The organism is Nocardioides sp. NPDC058538, from assembly GCF_042719275.1.
GTDB lineage: Bacteria > Actinomycetota > Actinomycetes > Propionibacteriales > Nocardioidaceae > Nocardioides.
This window is the reverse complement of sequence record NZ_JBHXNY010000001.1, coordinates 98,832-115,783: the sequence shown is the minus strand read 5'-3', so window position 1 is coordinate 115,783 and position 16,952 is coordinate 98,832. Positions and strand designations below refer to the sequence as shown.

The following is a 16,952-nucleotide window of genomic DNA, read 5'->3' as shown; positions in this document are numbered from 1 at the left end:
CTGTTGTGAAGCTGAGAGTGACCCATAGGCCACGCTCAGCTTCACAACCCGATCAGGACTTCTTGGTCGCGGCCTTCTTGGTCGTCTTCTTGGCGGTCGACTTCTTCGCCGTGGACTTCTTCGTGGTCTTCTTCGTCGTCCGCTTGGTGGTCTTCTTCGCCGGACCCTTGGCGCGCTTGTCGGCGAGCAGCTCGGCGGCACGCTCGGCGGTCAGGGTCTCCAGGTCGTCGGCGGCCCGGAGGGTGGCGTTGTATTCACCGTCGGTGACATAGGGACCGAAGCGACCGTCCTTGACGACCATCGGCTGCCCGGAGACCGGGTCGGGGCCGAGCTCCTTGAGCGGCGGCTTGGCGGCGGCACGGCCGCGCTGCTTCGGCTGGGCGTAGATCTGCTCAGCCTCCTCCAGCGTGATCGTGAGCAGCTGGTCCTCCGAGCTCAGGGTCCGAGAGTCGGTGCCCTTCTTCAGGTAGGGCCCGTAGCGGCCGTTCTGGGCGGTGATCTCCTCGCCGTCGGCGCCGGTGCCGACGACCCGGGGCAGGGTCAGCAGCTTGACGGCGTCCTCGAGCGTGATGGTCTGCAGGTTCATCGACTTGAAGAGGCTCGCGGTTCGGGGCTTGGCGCCCTTCTTCGCGTCTTCGGGGAGCTGCTCGGTGACGTAGGGACCGAACCGGCCGCTCTTCGCGACGACGGTGAGGCCCGTCTCGGGGTGGACGCCGAGGTTGAGCTCCTCGCCGGCCGGGTTGGCGAAGAGCTCCTTGGCCTTCTCCAGGGTGAGCTCGTCGGGCGGCAGGTCGTCGGGGACGTTGGCACGCACCGCGAACGGGGTGCCGTCGTCGCCGGGGCCCTCGATGTAGGGACCGTATCGGCCGACCCGGAGGTTGACCCCGGCCTCCGGAGAGCCGACCGGGAAGGTCGCCAGCTCGCGGGCGTCGATGTCGCCGAGACCGTCGACCAGCGGCTTGATGCCCTTGACCCGCTCGGAGCCGAAGTAGAACTCCCCGAGCTCGGTGGTCATGTCCTTGCGGCCGTTGGCGATCTCGTCGAGGGTCTCCTCCATGCTCGCCGTGAACCGGTAGTCGATCTGGCGAGGGAAGTGCTCCTCCAGCAGCCTGACCACCGAGAACGCGACCCAGGCCGGGACCAGCGCGGTGCCCTTCTTGAAGACGTACCCGCGGTTGATGATCGTCTGGATGATGCTCGCGTAGGTCGACGGGCGGCCGATCTCGCGCTCTTCCAGCTCACGGACCAGGGTGGCCTCGGTGTAACGAGCAGGCGGCTTGGTCTCGTGGCCGTCAGCGGTGAGGCTCGCGGCGTTCACCCGCTCGCCCTCGGTGAGGTTCGGGAGCCGGGTCTGCTGGTCGTCGGAGGTCTGGTCGGCGGAGTCGGTGCCCTCGACGTACGCCTTCAGGAAGCCGTGGAAGGTGATCACTCGCCCGGTCGCGGAGAAGACCACGTCCTCGCCCGTGGCCGCCGAGGCGCCGAGGCGGATCGCGACCGAGTTGCCGACCGCGTCCTTCATCTGGGAGGCCACGGTGCGCATCCAGATGAGCTCGTAGAGACGGAACTGGTCGCCGGTCAGACCGGTCTGCGCCGGGGTGCGGAACGAGTCACCCGCGGGGCGGATCGCCTCGTGGGCCTCCTGGGCGTTCTTGACCTTGGAGGCGTACGTCCGAGGCGCGTCGGGCAGGTATTCGGCGCCGTAGAGCTCCCGGACCTGAGCGCGGGCCGCGCCGACGGCGTCTCCGCTCAGGGTCGTGGAGTCGGTACGCATGTAGGTGATGAAGCCGTTCTCGTAGAGACGCTGGGCGACCGACATCGTGGTCGACGCGCTCATCCCGAGCTTGCGGCTCGCCTCCTGCTGCATCGTGGTGGTGCGGAAGGGGGCGTACGGGCTGCGCTTGTAGGGCTTGGACTCGACCGAGCGGACCTCGTAGGTCTGGCCCTCGAGGCCGGCGACGAGGGACTCGGCGCGGGTGCGGTCGAGGTGGACCACCTTGTCGCTCTTCAGCAGGCCGTCGGGACCGAAGTCGGTGCCGCGGGCGACGCGGCTGCCGTCGACGGAGGTGATCCGGGCCGGGAACATCCGCGGCTCGTGGTCGGAGCCGGCGTCGAAGGTGCCGGCGAGATCCCAGTAGGAGGCGGTGCGGAAGGCGATCCGCTCACGCTCACGGTCGACGACGAGCCGGGTGGCGACCGACTGGACACGGCCCGCGCTCAGGCGGGGCATGACCTTCTTCCACAGCACCGGGGAGATCTCGTAGCCGTAGAGACGGTCGAGGATGCGGCGCGACTCCTGGGCCTCGACGAGGTCCATGTCGAGCTCGCGCGGGTTCTCGGCGGCAGCCAGGATCGCGGCCTTGGTGATCTCGTGGAAGACCATCCGCTTGACCGGGATGCCCTTCTTCGGCTTCAGCTCGTCGAGGAGGTGCCAGGCGATCGCCTCGCCCTCGCGGTCCTCATCGGTGGCGAGGTAGAGCTCGTCGGCGTCCTTGAGGAGCGACTTGAGCTTGGCGATCTGCTTCTTCTTGTCGCTGGGCACGACGTAGTAAGGGGTGAAGCCGTTGTCGACATCGACGCCGAAGCGCCCCCACGGCTTGTCCTTGATCTTGGCAGGGGTGTCTGCCGCGCTCTGCGGAAGGTCGCGGATGTGCCCGACGGATGCCTCGACGACATACCCCTGTCCGAGGTATCCGCCGATCTTCTGAGCCTTCGCCGGGGACTCGACGATCACCAACTTGTGTGCCACTGACGTCCTTATCTCACTGCAGCAGAGCCTGGCACCACCGACAAGCTCTGGCGAGACACGTTAGCGCGTGTCTCCAGCCGGCATGGGTCCAGTCACCGCGGTTCATGCGGCACTGAGCTCTCGGACAACATGGCGTGTTGCCTTGGGCGCCGCGAAGACAATACCTAGCACGCTGGGGAGCGGGAGCGTGAAATCGGTGTCTCATCCGGCCATGTCCAAAAACTGTCGGTGCTCGTCCGTATGGTGGCTTTCGAGGACGGCGAGACCAATCCGAACCGAGAGGTCTCTGCTGATGATCGACGCCGAATACATCGACTACATAGAAGGCCCGGCCACGCCCCCGGAGCACCTGGTCTGCTCCGAGTGCGCGCAGCTGCTCACCCGGACCAACGTGATCCTGGAGCGCCTTGAGGCCGAGCTGACCCGGCCCCGCTGGTCGGAGCCGGACACACCGCCGCGACCCGACCACGAGGTGGCCCTGGACTGGCTGGCCGCGCTGTGCGGCGGCCACGAGGCGGTCACCGCGTTGGATGCCGCGCCGCTGGTCGAGGACGGGCTGGACCTGCCGGTCGTGGAGGATCCGGCGGGACGTACGCAGCTGGAGGCGGTCGCCGCGCTGCTCGACGAGGTCGCGGCCGACTTCCCGGGACAGGAGGTCGGCTTCGCGATGCGACAGGCCCTGCTGCGGCTGTGGGAGATCGACCCGCTGGTCGTCGACCGGCCCACGCAGCCGGCTCAGGTGGCGGCCGGGATCGTGTGGACGGTCCTGGGCGCCAACGGGCTCGCCGGGCCGGGTGGCCTGGTCACCGCGACCGAGCTCAAGAAGCGGCTGGGCGTGAAATCGACGCCCTCGGCCCACGGCAAGCAGCTGGCGGCCGCGCTCCGTGGCTTCTGGCCGTGGCAGACACAGCGGCCGTGGGGCATGCGCGACCTTCCCGATCTCGAGCCGCTGGGGTATCCAGACCTGCTGGTCTCGAGCGTGCGCAGACGCCTGATCAGGCTGCGGGACCAGGCGTGCCTGGTGCGGGACGGAGGAAGCCCTCGCTGACCAGCTCCTGGGCGATCGGCAGATAGCTGCTGCGCACGACCGCGGGGTCGCGGTCGAGGATCTGCGCGAGGGCGTCGAGGATCTGGCCGACGGTCAGGTCACCGTCGCACGCGCCCGCAAAGGCTGCCTCGATCGTGTCCGCCTGGCGCGCGCGGCGCAGGCCACGCTGCTGGCGCAGGATGACGGTGCTGGGGTCCTCGGCGCCGGGCTGGCCGAGGGTCTCCTGCTGGACGTCCTCGATGATCACCAGCGTGGAGTCCTCGGTGACCTCGACACGAGCCGCCTCACCCCACGCCTCGAGCGCCGGGGCGATCGGCTGCTCGACGTCGTAGGGCCACTCGAGGAGCTCGCGCTTCGGGTTGCTCGCGCCGGTGCGGTGAAGGTTGATCCAGCCGAACCCGACGCCCTCGATCTTCTGCTCCTCGAACCAGGACAGCCAGGTGTCGTAGCGGGTCAGGTAGTCCTGGGCGCCGTGGTGGCCGGAGTCCTTGAGCCACAGCTCGACGTACGCCGCGGGGTCGAGCACCTCACGCTGGACCACGAACGCGTCGACCTCGTCCCCGAGCCACCCCTCGAGGCGGTCGTCCCAGGGCTGGTCCTCGGAGATGATCCAGTTGCCCAGGATCTGACACCAGCCGCCCTCGGTGAGCATGCCGGGAGCGGCCCTGACGATGTCCTCGACCACCCGGTCACCGGGGAGCCCGGAGTCGCGGTAGACGAGGCGCTCACCGGTCGCCGGGCTGATCACGAACGGCGGGTTGGTGGCGATCAGGTCGAAGCGCTCACCGGCGACTGGCTCGAAGAACGACCCGTCGCGTACGTCGATCCGGTCCGCCACGTCGTTGAGGGCGGCGTTGAAGGTGGTGATCCACAGAGCTCGCTGGTTGACGTCGGTCGCGACCACCCGGTCGCTGTGCGTGGCGAGGTGAAGGGCCTGGACGCCGCAGCCGGTGCCGAGATCGAGCGAGGTGCCGACCTGGTCGCGGATGGTCAGCTGCGCCAGGGAGGTCGAGGCGGGGCTTATCCCGAGCACGTGCTCGGGGCCGACGCGCTGGGGGCCGCCATCGAGCCCCGGCGTGAGGTCGGAGACCACCCAGAGGGCGGTGTCCTCGGTGGCGTACGGACGTACGTCGAGGCGGGCGGCGACCTCTCCGACCGACTGCTCCAGGATCCCCTCGACGGCGAGCCGGTCGACGAGCCCGGGCAGGGCTGCCTCGGCGTGGTCCAGAGGGACGGTCGTCTGCAGCAGGAAGAGCCGGATGAGGGTCTCCAGCGGGGTGCCTCCGTGGGTGCGCCGCCTGCCCGGCAGCGTCTCGTTGCGACTCAGCGCGCTGTGCGCGGTCGGACCGAGCAGCTCGGCGACGGAGTCGTAGGAGAAGTCGGCCTGCTGGAGGGCGTCACGGAGCCGGTGCGGGAGGTCACTCACACCTGGAGCCTAATGTGGGCTCGGGTCAGCCCGCTGCCGCGCCCTCGGCGCTGGCGTGGATGTCGAAGACCTTGGCAAGACCGGTGATCCGGAAGATCTTGAGCAGCCGCTCCTGGGTGCAGACCAGGCGGAGCATGCCGTTGTGCTGGCGCACCTTCTTCAGGCCACCCACCAGGACGCCGAGGCCGGTCGAGTCGAGGAACTCCACGGCTTCGAGGTCGACGACGATGTCGTAGTGACCCCGCGCGACGAGCTCGGTGATCTTGTCCCTCAGCTTCGGCGCGGTATAGACGTCGATCTCGCCGCCCACGGCCACGATGGTGGCCGAGTCGAGCTCGCGAGTCGCAAGCGTCAGATCCACTTCGAAGTTCTCCTGCCAAGGAACGTGAGACAACCAGCTCCGGTCGACATGCCTGGTGTCCGATACCCGGAGTCGATCGTAATGTAACCACGGCTCACCAGGATGCGCGCAAGAAACTCGCAACGTCATGGACACGATGCGGGGCCGCAAGCGAGGCGGCCACCAGGATTCTGGGAGAATAGACAGGTGTTGACGACAGCGACCGGTGACCCTTCGACAGGCTCAGGACACCGTCTCGTACGCCGGCTCGCGGACGTCCCCGGCCGCGAGGACCGGCTGGCTCACCTCGAGCAGATCCCGCCACGAGAGGCCGTCTTCGCCGACTGGCCGACGTGGGCTTCGACCGATGTGGTCGCCGCCTTCGCCGCTCGCGGGATCGAGCGTCCTTGGCAGCATCAGGCGGTGGCCGCCGAGGCCGCCCACCAGGGCACCCATGTGATCGTCTCGACCGGCACCGCCTCCGGGAAGTCGCTGGCCTATCAGCTGCCCGCACTGACCGCGATCCGAGACGGGCGTGGTCCACGTGGTGAGCGCGGGGCCGGCGTCCTCTATCTCGCGCCCACCAAGGCGCTCGCTCAGGATCAGCTGACCGGGCTGCGCGAACTGGGCGTCGACGTGCGCGCGGTGACCCACGACGGTGACAGCACCCGGGAGCAGCGGGACTGGGCGCGCGACTTCGGCGAGTACATCCTGACCAACCCCGACATGCTGCACCGTTCGCTGCTCCCCGGTCATCAGCGATGGACGTCCTACTTCCGCTCGCTGCGCTACGTCGTCATCGACGAGTGCCACCACTACCGCGGCGTCTTCGGGGCGCACGTCTCGCACGTGCTGCGGCGGCTGCGGCGCATCTGTGCGCTCTACGGCTCATCGCCGACGTTCATCCTCGCCTCGGCGACCGTCGCCGAGCCGTCGATCGCGGGCGAGCGGCTCACCGGCCTTCCGGTGCTCCCGGTGACCGCCGACGCGTCACCACGCGGGGAGCTCTCGATCGCCCTGTGGCAGCCGCCGCTGACGTCGCACGCCGGCGAGAACGGCGCTCCCGTGCGCCGCGCGGCCTCGGCCGAGACCGCCGACCTCCTCGCCGACCTGGTCTCCTCGGACGTACGCACCCTGGCCTTCGTACGCTCCCGGGTCGGTGCCGAGCAGGTCGCCCTGACCGCGGCCGCCGAGCTGGAAGAGGTCGACCCGTCGCTGCCCGGGCGGGTGGCGTCCTACCGCGGTGGTTATCTGCCCGAGGAACGCCGGGCGATCGAGGCATCGCTCCGCTCCGGCGAGCTGCTGGGGCTGGCGGCTACGAACGCGCTCGAGCTCGGCATCGACATCAGCGGTCTGGACGCCGTCGTGCTGGCCGGCTATCCCGGCAGGCGCTCGGCCTTCTGGCAGCAGATCGGCCGGGCAGGTCGGGGGGCGGGTGACGCGCTCGGCATCCTGGTCGCCCGCGACGACCCGCTGGACACCTATCTCGTCACCCATCCGGACGCGCTTCTCGGCCAGCCGGTCGAGGCCACCGTCTTCGACCCGGCGAACCCGTACGTCGTCGGCCCTCATCTGTGTGCCGCGGCGCAGGAGCTGCCCTTGACCGAGCCGGACCTGCCGCTCTTCGGACCGGGTGCCAGGGAGATCCTGGACAACCTGGTCGCCTCGGGGCTGCTGCGCAAGCGGCCGCGTGGCTGGTACTGGCCCGACCGCCGACGCGCGGCCGACCTCGCCGACATCCGCTCCTCGGGTGGGTCTCAGGTGCAGCTGATCGAGGCCGAGACCGGCCGGGTGGTCGGCACGGTCGACGCGGCGAGCTCACACGCGAGCGCACATGCCGGCGCCGTCTACGTGCACCGTGGCGAGACCTATCTCGTGCACGAGCTCGACCTGGAGGAGAACGTCGCGGTCATCTCCCGCGACGACCCCGGCTACTCCACCTTCGCCCGGGAGATCACCGAGATCTCGATCATCGCCGAGCGGGAGCAGGTGGCGTGGGGAGAGTGCCGCCTGGCGTACGGCGACGTCGACGTCACCCACCAGGTCGTCTCCTTCCTGCGCCGCCGACAGCCGAGCGGCGAGGTGCTGGGAGAAGAGCTCCTCGACCTCCCCGAACGTACGCTGCGCACCTCCGCCGTCTGGTGGACCGTGCCCGCCTCTGCCCTCGAGGCGGCCGGCCTGGAGACGGCGGACATCCCGGGCGCCGCCCACGCCGCCGAGCACTGCTCCATCGGGCTGCTCCCGCTGATCGCGACCTGTGATCGCTGGGATATCGGTGGCGTCAGCACCGCGTCCCATCCGGACACCGGCATGCTCACCGTCTTCGTCTACGACGGACATCCCGGCGGGGCCGGATTCTCCGAGCGTGGGTTCCGTGCCGCCCAGGAGTGGCTCGGCGCCACGCTGGAGACCATCGAGGCCTGCGAGTGCGACGACGGCTGCCCCTCCTGCGTGCAGTCGCCCAAGTGCGGCAACCAGAACAACCCTCTCGACAAGCAAGGCGCGATCGTGTTGCTGCGGCTGCTGCTGCACAAATAGGCCTACTCTGGGGAAATGCTGATCCTGGGCCTTGTGCTGATCGTCGTTGCCGCAGTCCTCATCGTGCTGGGTCTCTTCACCACCGGTAACGGTGATCTCGACGACCCGACCGCCACCCTGCTCGGCCTCCCGGTCGGCTCGACCACGATCTTCGTGATCGGCCTCGTCGCCGGCGTACTTCTCCTCTTCGGCCTCTCGCTCACCAAGTGGGGCGGCAAGCTCCAGGCGAAGAACATGAAGGAGAAGCGTCAGATGCGGAAGCTGACCAAGACGCTGCAGGACGTGACGCCCGAGTCGAAGGACGAGGCGTAGTCCTCGCTTCGGAGCATCGCTGGAGTCTCTGCGGGCCCCGGATTTGCTATTGCAAAGATGGTCGGGCGGCCGCTAAGTTTGCGATAGCAAACTACAAGGAGAATACGTGACCCCCACACGTCGCAAGCCCCGACTAGCCCTCGCGTTCACCATCATCGCCCTTGCCCTGACCACCAGCCCCGCTGTTGCCGATGAAGCCGGCGGCACCGGCAACACCGAGAACCAGCGACTCCAGCTGGTCCTGGACGCGTCCGGTTCGATGAAGGAACCCGCAGCCGAGGGCACCAAGATCCAAGCCGCCCGCAAGGCTCTCGGCCAGGTCATCGACACCCTGCCGGACCAAGCCCAGGTGGGCCTGCGGGTCTATGGCGCCAAGGTCAGCACCGGGCCCAAAGCCTGCACCGACTCCCAGGAGGTCGTTGCCCCCGGAACCGACAACCGCGACCAGCTCCGCGACGCGGTCACGGCGTACAAGCCCCTCGGTGAAACCCCGATCGGATATGCCCTCCAGCAGGCAGGCAAAGACCTCGGCAGCGAAGGCAAACGCACCATCGTCCTGGTCTCCGACGGCGAGCCCACCTGCTCCCCCGACCCCTGCAAGGTCGCCAAGAAGCTCTCCCAGGACGGCATCGACCTCAAGATCGATGTCGTCGGGCTCTCGGTCGACGCCAAGACCCGCAAGAAGCTCCGCTGCATCGCCGACGCGGGACACGGCAGCTACTTCGATGCCGACGACGCCGAATCGCTCACCGAACGGCTCACTGTCACCTCCACCCGGGCCTTCCGCCCCTTCGACTTCTCCGGGACTCCAGTGACCGGATCGGCGAACCCACTGGACGCGCCCGAGATCGGCGTGGGCCAGTACCTCGACCGGCTGCCGGCGAAGGACGGCGTCACCTTCTACAAGATCCCGCGCACGGTCCCTGGTTCCACCCTCCATGTCGGCACCACCGCCCGTACGACAGTCGAAGGCGGCGGCACCGGCCTCTTGATGACGCTGAGCGACGACCCCAACGGCGTAACCGAGTGTGACCGCGCCACCTCGTTCGATGGGATCTCCGGTGGCGTCAGGCTGTTGAACGCAAGCCTCAACAGCTGGTCGTCCATCCCGGACGACAGCTGCGCCACGGCCGACTTCCTGGTGCTGGGCATCAAGCAGTCGATCAACAACGACCTCGAGGACAGCCCCGTCGAGATCGTGGTCTTCGAGGAGCCTCCGCTGGCCGAAGGCACGGAGCAGAGCCTTCCGCCTGCCGACAAGGCCATCGAGTGGGAACCGATGACTCCCGGCACGCCGGCCGGCGAGGTCGTCCCCGGGACCAGCATCGCGAGCGCCCCCGAGATCGAGCCCGGCAGCTACACGCTCGACATCCGCTCCGGCGAGCGTCAGGTCTTCGCGATCCCTCTGAACTGGGGCGAGCGCCTTCAGGTGCAGATCGACGCCGATCTGTCGGAGAAGACCATCAACAGCCACAGCGTCAACGGCGGGTTCGAGCCCAACATCATCAGCCCGACCCGCGGCGACGAGACCTACAACTTCGGCGTCCACATGCCTGACGACTGGTCCGACCTTCCGCTCGCCAACATGCCGAACGTCGACAGCTGGCATTGGCGAAAGGGCGCGGCCAGCCACCCGGTGAGCTACCTCAACCGCTCGGTCGTCGACCAAGACATGGTCGCCTCTTCTCTGGCCGGCTATCGCTACATCGACGTCGGCTACAACATCGACAACCCAGATGCCGTCGTCGAGTACGACCTGACGGTCAAGGTCCTCGGTCAGGCAGGCGACGGTGTGCCCGAGTACGCCGAAGGCGGCGACGCGGTCGCGCCGGACGGCGACCAGGACGTCGCGGCCGAACCGCAAGAGCCCGCCAAGTCGGGCTCGGCAACCGATGACGACTTCCCCGTCGTCGGTGCGACACTCACCGGCGTCGGCGCGCTCGTGCTGGTCGGCGGGATCATCGCCATCGTTCTGGCAACGCGCAAGCGCCGTCAGATCAGCTGAAGAGAATCCAGACGCCCGTCGACAGCAATCCCAACCCCACGATGGTCGCCAGCATGCCGAGCACCGCTGATCGGGACCACGGGGTTCGAGGAGGAGATTGAGCTGGAGGTTGAGTAGGCAGGTCGAGATGCTCCAGCACCTCGACCTGCCTGCCCTCGTCGTTGGGCGCAACGCCCTCGGGTGGAACCTGGCCGGTCTGCGCAAGCAGGCGACGGGCATCCAGGGCAGAGGCCGGCCGGAGGGCCGGGTCTCTGCTCGTCAGAGAGCGCGCCACCTTCCACAGCCGCTGGTCGACGCCGTCAGGAGCGACCGCCGCCAGGCTTCCGCTTTCTGCCGGCGGTCGGGTAGCCGTCAGCATCTCCATGAGTACGACGCCAGCCGCCCACAGATCCTGCGCTGGACTCGGATCACTCATCACGCCCTGCTCGGGGGCGCGATAGCCAGGCGTTCCCAGCAGCTGATAGGCCTCGGTCAACCGCGGCTCCTCAGCGGCGATCGCAATGCCAAAGTCCGAGAGACGCAGATGCGGGCGCCCCAGCCCGGTCGGCTCCAACAGCAGGTTGCCGGGCTTCACGTCGCGATGAACGATCCCGGCACTGTGCACCGCGTCGAGCGCGACGAGCAGCTGATCGAGCAGGCATGCGGCCCATTGCCCGGGCAAGGGGCCGTAGTCCTTCAGCAGGCTGTGCACCGATCCACCGCGTACGAGGTCCATCGTGAACAGGACCCGATCGTCCTCGGCCGACCAGCCCAGCGGTGACACACAATGCTCACTGTCGATCCGGAACGACTGCTCACGGACAAAGCGGATCAACGACGCTGCGTCGCTGTGGCGCAGCATCTTGGCAGCACGATGAACGCCCTCACGCTGGTCCCAGGCGAGCCAGACCGTCCCCATGCCGCCTTCGCCGATAGGGTCGAGAAGCTCGTAGCGGCCCGCGAAGACCTCACCCATCGTTGACGCCGAAGGTCTGCAGGAGCTTGGCAATCGCCGGATGACTCGCTCGCAGCTGTTCGGCTGCCGCTTCGAACTCTTGGGATGACGCGGCAGCGCGGAACACCGCACGTACGGCCGCAGGGTCGGCTTCGGTGTGATGCGTGACGACCGCCTCCGAGGTGCGCGCGGCCTCGAGTTGTCGTACGGCATCGTCGAGCGACTGCTCACCAGCGGCGACGCGGCACGCAGCGGCGTACATCAGCTGCAGGCGTTTGACCGCCGCAGGATTACCGATCTTGACCCTCCGCGCATTCATGAGCTGAGACAGCATCGGCGCTGAGATGCCCAACAGATCGGCGACCCTGACCTGCGTCAACGACAACACCGAGGAACACCGCTTGATCAAGTCACCGAGCGGCTCGCCATAGAGGTGGGCCTGTGCCCGTCGGTTGTCATCCGCGCTACTTGCGGTCATGGCGGTCACACTATCGAGATGAGCCTCGTAGCCTGACCCGGACCGACCCCGCCTGGACGCGGCCTCTGCGGCCTCTACGGCATGTCTGGTAAAGACACGGCGTAGCGGGCGTGGATTTGTCAGACCTGCTCTAATCCGGCCGAGGCTCGGTCGGACCGGCCCTCGCCTCGGCCACCGGATCTCCGGGCTGACCGAGCCAGCGCGGGCCCTCGACCCGCACCGTGACGGTGACGTCCTCTCCTGCGAGTTCGCAGGACTCCAGTGTGGCCCCGTTGCGGTCGGTGATCCTCGCCGCTGCCGCGCACGCGTCGCCGGCGACCTGGAGCGCGTCGGCTCCCGCCAACGCGGCCAGGTCGGCCGCTGACTGCGCGGTGCGGTGGGCGACGAAGACCGCGCCCACCACACCCAACGCCGCGCCTAGGAAAAGCAACAGGCCGATAGCACCGACCGCGAACGGGGCTGCCGACCCGCGTTCGTCCTCGCCCGCCCGCAACGTGCTCACTGCTCCCCCTGCGCGGTGTCCTGAGCCTGTCGAAGGGTCGCCTCGGTCGCAGCGACCGCCTCGCCGCGAACGGTCACGCCCGGCATCCAGCTGAAGATCCCACCGGGCCCGGTCACCCGGGCTCGGGCCGAGGCGACGACCTCCTCGGTGCCGGCGCTGACACTCACCTGTGTGCCCGCAGGCCCGACCCGACGTCCGCGGGCGGCGGCGGAGCCGCTGTCGTCCCCTCGGGCGACGGCCCGGGCGGTCTCCCGGGCTGCGTCGACCACCTGGATCTGCGCCGCTCCCACTGACAGCAACCACACCAGCCCGATGGTCACGGCCACCAGGAGCGGGATCACCATCACCAGCTCCGCGGTGGCGGCGCCTCGCTCGTCCCGCTCGACCCACTGCCCGCGGACCACGGCTCAGATCCCCAGCAGGCTGAGCACGTGCTGGAACAGCCTGTTGAGCAGGTCATTGCCGAGGCCACCGGTGAGCAGCTTGTAGAGCAGGCCGGCGAGCCCGGCACCTGCCGCCGTCCCGACGGCGTATTCGGCCGTCGTGATCCCCTTCTCGTCCTTCCGAAGATGTGCCTTGGCCATGGTTGGTCCTCTCTGGTCGATGGCCGTCGGTACGGCCGCTCATGACGACAATGACCCGCTCCACCGACATCCGCGACCGCTATGTCGCCGGCTGTGGACAACCCGATCCCGAACCCGCCCTGTGGATGACAAACGGCCCGATGACCAGGGAAAACAACACCGCCGAGACGTCACGTACGTCGGCCGAGTGGGCAGTCGACTGCCCACTCGGCCGACGCGGGTGACGTCTCGGCCGACGCGGGTGACGTCTCGGCAGGGGGTCAGATGCCGAGGTTGGAGAGGAGGCCGCCGACGACCGGGACGACGCCCAGCAGCAGGAAGGCGGGGAGGAGACAGATGCCGAGCGGTACGGCGGCCTTGACGCCCACCGCACGGGCGCGGTCCTCGACGTCGGCGCGGGCGTTTCTGGTCAGATCGTCGGCAAGGCGCTTGACCGTCGTGGCCACCGGGGCACCGGTCGCCTGAGCTCGGGCCAGTGCTCGGCCCAGCGGCGCCAACGCGGGATCGTCCACCAGGGTGCGCCAGGTCTTCTCCGGATCGGCTCCCAGACGAAGCCGCGACGCCGCCGGCAGGAGTCGGGCGGCTGCCGGCCCGGGCAGCGCTGCGGCGACGGCCACGAGCGCCTCGGCGGGCGCCGCGCCGGAGGAGAGCGCGGCGGAGAGCAGGCGGACCAAGGCAGGCAGCTCGGCCTTCGCGGCCTCCCGCTCGCGCCGGAGCTCGGCGGGCTCGACCCGGCCGATGACCAGCCAGCAGACGACACCCGCCGGAGCGGCGAGTACGGCACCCGCCGAGCCGCCGACGAAGGAGTAGACGGCGCCGGCGGCGAGCAGCGCCAGCACCGGCCGCCAGCGCATCATCCAGCCGCCGGGGTCATCCCGGTCCGCAACGGCCGCGATCCTGCCGGGAAGTGGTGAGGCCGGCGCGGGCAGCAACGCTGCTGCCAGCCCGAGCGAGACAGCCGCGAACCAGATGCTCATCTCGCCTCCACCCCACGCGCGATGCCCTCGATCCACCACAGCCCCAACCAGCCGAGCAGCAGGCCGAGACCGAGACAGGCCAGACCCACCGGCGATCCGAAGAGGAACGCGAGCGGGTCGCCGCCGACGCCGCTGCCCATCGCCAGGGCAGCCACCGGCAGCCCTGCGATCAGGCGGGCGGTGGAGCGCGCCGAGCCGAGCTCGCCGTCGACGACCCGCTGGGTGGCGGCTGCGGCCCGCAGGTCCAGCGCCACCCGGTCGAGTGCGTCCGCGAGACCGCTCCCGGTCTGGTGAGCGATCTGCCAGGCCGCGGCGACCACACGGAGCGATCCCGCCCCAGGCACCTCGGCGACCTGCCGCCACGCGGCGGGGACGTCGGAACCCATCCGCTGCGCCTCCGCGACCGGCTCGATCACCGGCCACTCCGTGGCGAGCTGCGTCAGCGCGGGACCAGGCGGGTGCCCGGCGGCGAGCTCGGCGGCCATCTGCTCGCAGGCCTCGACGACACGGTTGGCCGTACGCCCAGCCTCGATCCGCTCGCAGCGGCGCCGCCACAGGGCGACACCGCCAAAGGTGGCGATCCCGAGCAAGACAGCCGCGACGACCGCCTTGCCCGGGAAGACGATGGGGATCAGGGCGACCAGGAGGAACGACCACCGCGGCACCCGCCACTCAGGCGACCGTGGTCCGACGGCTGCTCGTGGGCGGAGCATCAGCGCAGCGGCGGCACCGACCAGGCCGGCGACCACCCCGAGGCTCAGCCCGCTCACCGCTCGGCTCCGAGCAGCGCTTCGAGCCGGTCCGCGGCCGGTCCGGCGACCACGACGTCACCGGCGGCCACCGAGAAGGCGGTCTCCATCCGGACCAGCCCATCGGCTCCGCGACACGGGACCGCGATCTCGGTCAGCACCCGGCGGCCGTCCCGTCGCCGCAGGTGCACGACCACGTCGACACCGGAGGCGAACTGGCTGTGCGCCGCCTCCCTGCCGAGACCGGCGGCGAGCGCCAGCGCCTCCACCCGCGCCGGCACATCGGCAGCGGAGTTGGCGTGCAGCGTGCCGCAGCCGCCCTCGTGGCCGGTGTTCAACGCGGCGAGGAGATCGACGACCTCAGCGCCACGCACCTCCCCCACGACCAGCCGGTCCGGCCGCATCCTGAGGGCCTGGCGGACCAGCGTATGGAGCTCGACGGCGCCGGCGGCCTCGATGTTGGCCGGGCGCGCCTCGAGGCCGACCACATGCGGGTGGTCCGGACGCAGCTCGGAGGCGTCCTCCACCAGCACCAGCCGCTCCTCCTGCGGTACCAAGGACAACAGCGACGCCAGCAAGGTGGTCTTCCCGGTGCCGGTTCCTCCGGAGACGAGAAACGCCGACCGTGCCAGCACCAGCCGGCGCAGCAGGTCGGCCACGCGGGGAACGACCATCCCCGAGACCTCCAGCTCGGCGAGCGTGAACGCCCGCGCCGACGGCACCCGCAGCGAGATCACCGTGCCTGGTCGAGCCAGCGGCGCCAGCACCGCATGGAACCGGCTGCCGTCGCCCAACCTCAGGTCGACGTAGGGCGAGGCATCGTCCAGGCGGCGGCCGGCCCCGGCGGCCAACCGCTGCGCCAGCCGCCGAACCGCGTCGTCGTCAGGAAACGCGACCGGAGCGGGCTCCAGACCGGATCCGCGGTCGATGAAGACCTGGTCGGGCCCGTTGACGAGGACGTCGGTCACCCCCGGCAACCGCAGCAACGGCTCCAACGGCCCCGCGCCGACCACGTCGCGGCGCAGCATCTCGAAGACGGCCAGCACGGTCGCATCACCGACGATGCGTCCCTCCGCACGGAGAGCTTCCTGGACCCGGTGCGGGGTGAGCTCTCCCGACGTACGCGCCAGGTGGTCGCGGACGAGGTCGACGACCTGGGGCGCGATGTCGACAGCGCCGATCATGCGACCATCACCCCCGCGCGGACCCGGCAGCGCGTCAGCACCTCGGCCGCGGCGCGGGCCAGCGGCGCCCGCTTCGAGCGGATCGGCCCCAGACCCAGATCGATGGCCTCCGAGAGTCCGCGCTGGTCGGACATCGACGCGATCACCGGGAGCCCGAGCGCACGCCCGACGGCCTCCGGTTCGGCAGCGCGGCCACGGACGACGACCCGCACCCGATCCCGCTCGGGAAGACGGGCGATCAGCCGGGCGGCGGACGCCGTGCCGGTGACGTTCGCCCGAACGACGACGAGGACGATGTCGCACCCGGTCAGCAGCGCCTCGGTCCCGGCATCCGGCTCGCGTGGCAGATCGACCACGACCAGGTCATGGCCGCGGCGCGCCGCGGCGAGCACCTCGCGCACCACCTCCGGCCGCGGTGGCACAACGTCGCCGCCCGGCCACCCCAGCAGGCCCAGTGACCCGACGTGCGGCACCGCCTCACGCAACGCCCGGGCGCCCAGCCGCCCGGCGGTCTGCCCGAGATCGCCCCAGGTCACGCCGGGGATCTCGTCGAGGCCGAGCACCCGCCCGGCTCCGGGGCCGAGCCGGTCGGCGTCGATCAGCAGCGTCGACCCGCGGTCGGCCCCCAGACTGGCCAGCGCCGCGGCGTACGTCGTCGCACCGGCGCCACCCGATCCGGCCATCACGCCGACGACCAGGCCGGCACCACCTTCGCCGTCGCCGATGTCGGCGAGCAGCCCGGCGACAGCGGCCTCGCCCGAGGGCAGCTCCAACAACGTCTCCGCGCCGATCTCCAGCGCGGCCCGCAGCAGCGGCTCCCCGGTCGACCCCCAACCCACGACATAGACCCCATCCCGGCGAGGTGGGCGCAGCGATGCCACCTCCGCCAAGAGGTCTGCGCCGACGAGGATCAGTGGTGGTCGTTGCCATCGGCGCAAGGCACCGACGGCGTCGGCGCACTCCTCGACGGTGACGCCCGAGGCGGCCGCCAGACGAGCCGCCTCAGCGGCCAGCAGCGAGTCCGAGGTGATGACGAGAGGTTCCGAGGTCATGACAGCAGGATCCGCCGGGACACCGACAATTCCACTCGCAAATCCAGGACCTGTGGATAACCCCGTCCCGGACCCGC

Annotated in this window: 16 protein-coding genes; 4 read left to right on the top strand and 12 right to left on the bottom strand. The window is 69.8% G+C overall.

The window, feature by feature from the left end; translation table 11 throughout:
- Positions 1 to 52: 52 nt before the first annotated feature.
- Entirely contained in the window at positions 53 to 2,746 is a 2,694-nt protein-coding gene (gene topA, locus ACFWQC_RS00575; RefSeq protein ID WP_378671690.1) for a type I DNA topoisomerase, read from the bottom strand.
- 292 nt (positions 2,747 to 3,038) lie between these two features.
- On the opposite strand from topA, the gene ACFWQC_RS00570 reads away from it, so the two are divergent.
- A complete protein-coding gene (locus ACFWQC_RS00570) occupies positions 3,039 to 3,794 on the top strand; it encodes a hypothetical protein (RefSeq protein ID WP_378671688.1) in 756 nt (251 codons plus the stop codon).
- On the opposite strand, the gene ACFWQC_RS00565 is transcribed toward ACFWQC_RS00570, so the two are convergent.
- Both ACFWQC_RS00565 and ACFWQC_RS00560 read right to left on the bottom strand, forming a co-directional pair.
- A complete protein-coding gene (locus tag ACFWQC_RS00565; RefSeq protein WP_378671686.1) occupies positions 3,742 to 5,220 on the bottom strand; it encodes a methyltransferase in 1,479 nt (492 codons plus the stop codon). The two genes, ACFWQC_RS00570 and ACFWQC_RS00565, sit on opposite strands and share 53 nt — an antisense overlap.
- Positions 5,221 to 5,245: 25 nt before the next feature.
- Complete coding sequence (locus tag ACFWQC_RS00560) at positions 5,246 to 5,581, bottom strand: anti-sigma factor antagonist (RefSeq protein ID WP_091044749.1); 336 nt, start codon at positions 5,579 to 5,581, stop codon at positions 5,246 to 5,248.
- 186 nt (positions 5,582 to 5,767) lie between these two features.
- Between ACFWQC_RS00560 and ACFWQC_RS00555 the strand changes: the two genes are divergently transcribed.
- The 3 genes from ACFWQC_RS00555 (at position 5,768) to ACFWQC_RS00545 (ending at position 10,415) form a co-directional block, all read left to right on the top strand.
- Positions 5,768 to 8,098, top strand: a complete 2,331-nt coding sequence (locus ACFWQC_RS00555) for a DEAD/DEAH box helicase (RefSeq protein WP_378671683.1) — start codon at positions 5,768 to 5,770, stop codon at positions 8,096 to 8,098.
- 15 nt (positions 8,099 to 8,113) lie between these two features.
- Entirely contained in the window at positions 8,114 to 8,410 is a 297-nt protein-coding gene (locus ACFWQC_RS00550) for a hypothetical protein (protein ID WP_355017392.1), read from the top strand.
- A 106-nt stretch (positions 8,411 to 8,516) separates the two neighbouring features.
- Positions 8,517 to 10,415: a VWA domain-containing protein gene (locus ACFWQC_RS00545; protein ID WP_378671682.1), complete on the top strand. Its 1,899-nt coding sequence runs from the start codon at positions 8,517 to 8,519 to the stop codon at positions 10,413 to 10,415.
- Here the strand turns inward: ACFWQC_RS00545 and ACFWQC_RS00540 are convergent.
- From ACFWQC_RS00540 to ssd, 9 genes are all read right to left on the bottom strand, one after another.
- On the bottom strand, positions 10,408 to 11,370 hold the full coding sequence (locus ACFWQC_RS00540) for a serine/threonine-protein kinase (RefSeq protein ID WP_378671681.1): 963 nt from the start codon (positions 11,368 to 11,370) through the stop codon (positions 10,408 to 10,410). The genes ACFWQC_RS00545 and ACFWQC_RS00540 overlap by 8 nt on opposite strands.
- Positions 11,363 to 11,827: a DNA-binding protein gene (locus ACFWQC_RS00535; protein ID WP_378671679.1), complete on the bottom strand. Its 465-nt coding sequence runs from the start codon at positions 11,825 to 11,827 to the stop codon at positions 11,363 to 11,365. Before ACFWQC_RS00535 ends, ACFWQC_RS00540 begins: the two co-directional genes overlap by 8 nt.
- Before the next feature lie 130 nt (positions 11,828 to 11,957).
- Entirely contained in the window at positions 11,958 to 12,329 is a 372-nt protein-coding gene (locus tag ACFWQC_RS00530) for an Rv3654c family TadE-like protein (protein ID WP_378671677.1), read from the bottom strand.
- Positions 12,326 to 12,733, bottom strand: a complete 408-nt coding sequence (locus ACFWQC_RS00525) for a TadE family type IV pilus minor pilin (protein WP_378671676.1) — start codon at positions 12,731 to 12,733, stop codon at positions 12,326 to 12,328. The genes ACFWQC_RS00530 and ACFWQC_RS00525 overlap by 4 nt, the downstream gene beginning before the upstream one ends.
- Positions 12,734 to 12,736: 3 nt before the next feature.
- Complete coding sequence (locus ACFWQC_RS00520; RefSeq protein WP_355223688.1) at positions 12,737 to 12,913, bottom strand: DUF4244 domain-containing protein; 177 nt, start codon at positions 12,911 to 12,913, stop codon at positions 12,737 to 12,739.
- A 260-nt stretch (positions 12,914 to 13,173) separates the two neighbouring features.
- Positions 13,174 to 13,890, bottom strand: coding sequence for a type II secretion system F family protein (locus ACFWQC_RS00515; protein ID WP_378671674.1), 717 nt, complete (start codon positions 13,888 to 13,890; stop codon positions 13,174 to 13,176).
- The gene (locus tag ACFWQC_RS00510) at positions 13,887 to 14,660 is read right to left on the bottom strand and encodes a type II secretion system F family protein (RefSeq protein ID WP_378671673.1); all 774 of its coding nucleotides are present in this window, start codon (positions 14,658 to 14,660) and stop codon (positions 13,887 to 13,889) included. Before ACFWQC_RS00510 ends, ACFWQC_RS00515 begins: the two co-directional genes overlap by 4 nt.
- Positions 14,657 to 15,823, bottom strand: a complete 1,167-nt coding sequence (locus ACFWQC_RS00505) for a TadA family conjugal transfer-associated ATPase (protein WP_378671671.1) — start codon at positions 15,821 to 15,823, stop codon at positions 14,657 to 14,659. The genes ACFWQC_RS00510 and ACFWQC_RS00505 overlap by 4 nt, the downstream gene beginning before the upstream one ends.
- Positions 15,820 to 16,875: a septum site-determining protein Ssd gene (gene ssd, locus ACFWQC_RS00500; RefSeq protein ID WP_378671669.1), complete on the bottom strand. Its 1,056-nt coding sequence runs from the start codon at positions 16,873 to 16,875 to the stop codon at positions 15,820 to 15,822. The genes ACFWQC_RS00505 and ssd overlap by 4 nt, the downstream gene beginning before the upstream one ends.
- Positions 16,876 to 16,952: the final 77 nt, after the last annotated feature.

Coding starts and splice junctions, on each gene's coding strand:
- ACFWQC_RS00570 (WP_378671688.1), top strand. CDS start 3,039: ATGATCGACGCCGAATACATCGACTACATAGAAGGCCCGGCCACGCCC.
- ACFWQC_RS00535 (WP_378671679.1), bottom strand. CDS start 11,827: ATGACCGCAAGTAGCGCGGATGACAACCGACGGGCACAGGCCCACCTC.
- ACFWQC_RS00520 (WP_355223688.1), bottom strand. CDS start 12,913: ATGGCCAAGGCACATCTTCGGAAGGACGAGAAGGGGATCACGACGGCC.
- ACFWQC_RS00505 (WP_378671671.1), bottom strand. CDS start 15,823: ATGATCGGCGCTGTCGACATCGCGCCCCAGGTCGTCGACCTCGTCCGC.
- ACFWQC_RS00515 (WP_378671674.1), bottom strand. CDS start 13,890: ATGAGCATCTGGTTCGCGGCTGTCTCGCTCGGGCTGGCAGCAGCGTTG.
- ACFWQC_RS00540 (WP_378671681.1), bottom strand. CDS start 11,370: ATGGGTGAGGTCTTCGCGGGCCGCTACGAGCTTCTCGACCCTATCGGC.
- ssd (WP_378671669.1), bottom strand. CDS start 16,875: ATGACCTCGGAACCTCTCGTCATCACCTCGGACTCGCTGCTGGCCGCT.
- ACFWQC_RS00550 (WP_355017392.1), top strand. CDS start 8,114: ATGCTGATCCTGGGCCTTGTGCTGATCGTCGTTGCCGCAGTCCTCATC.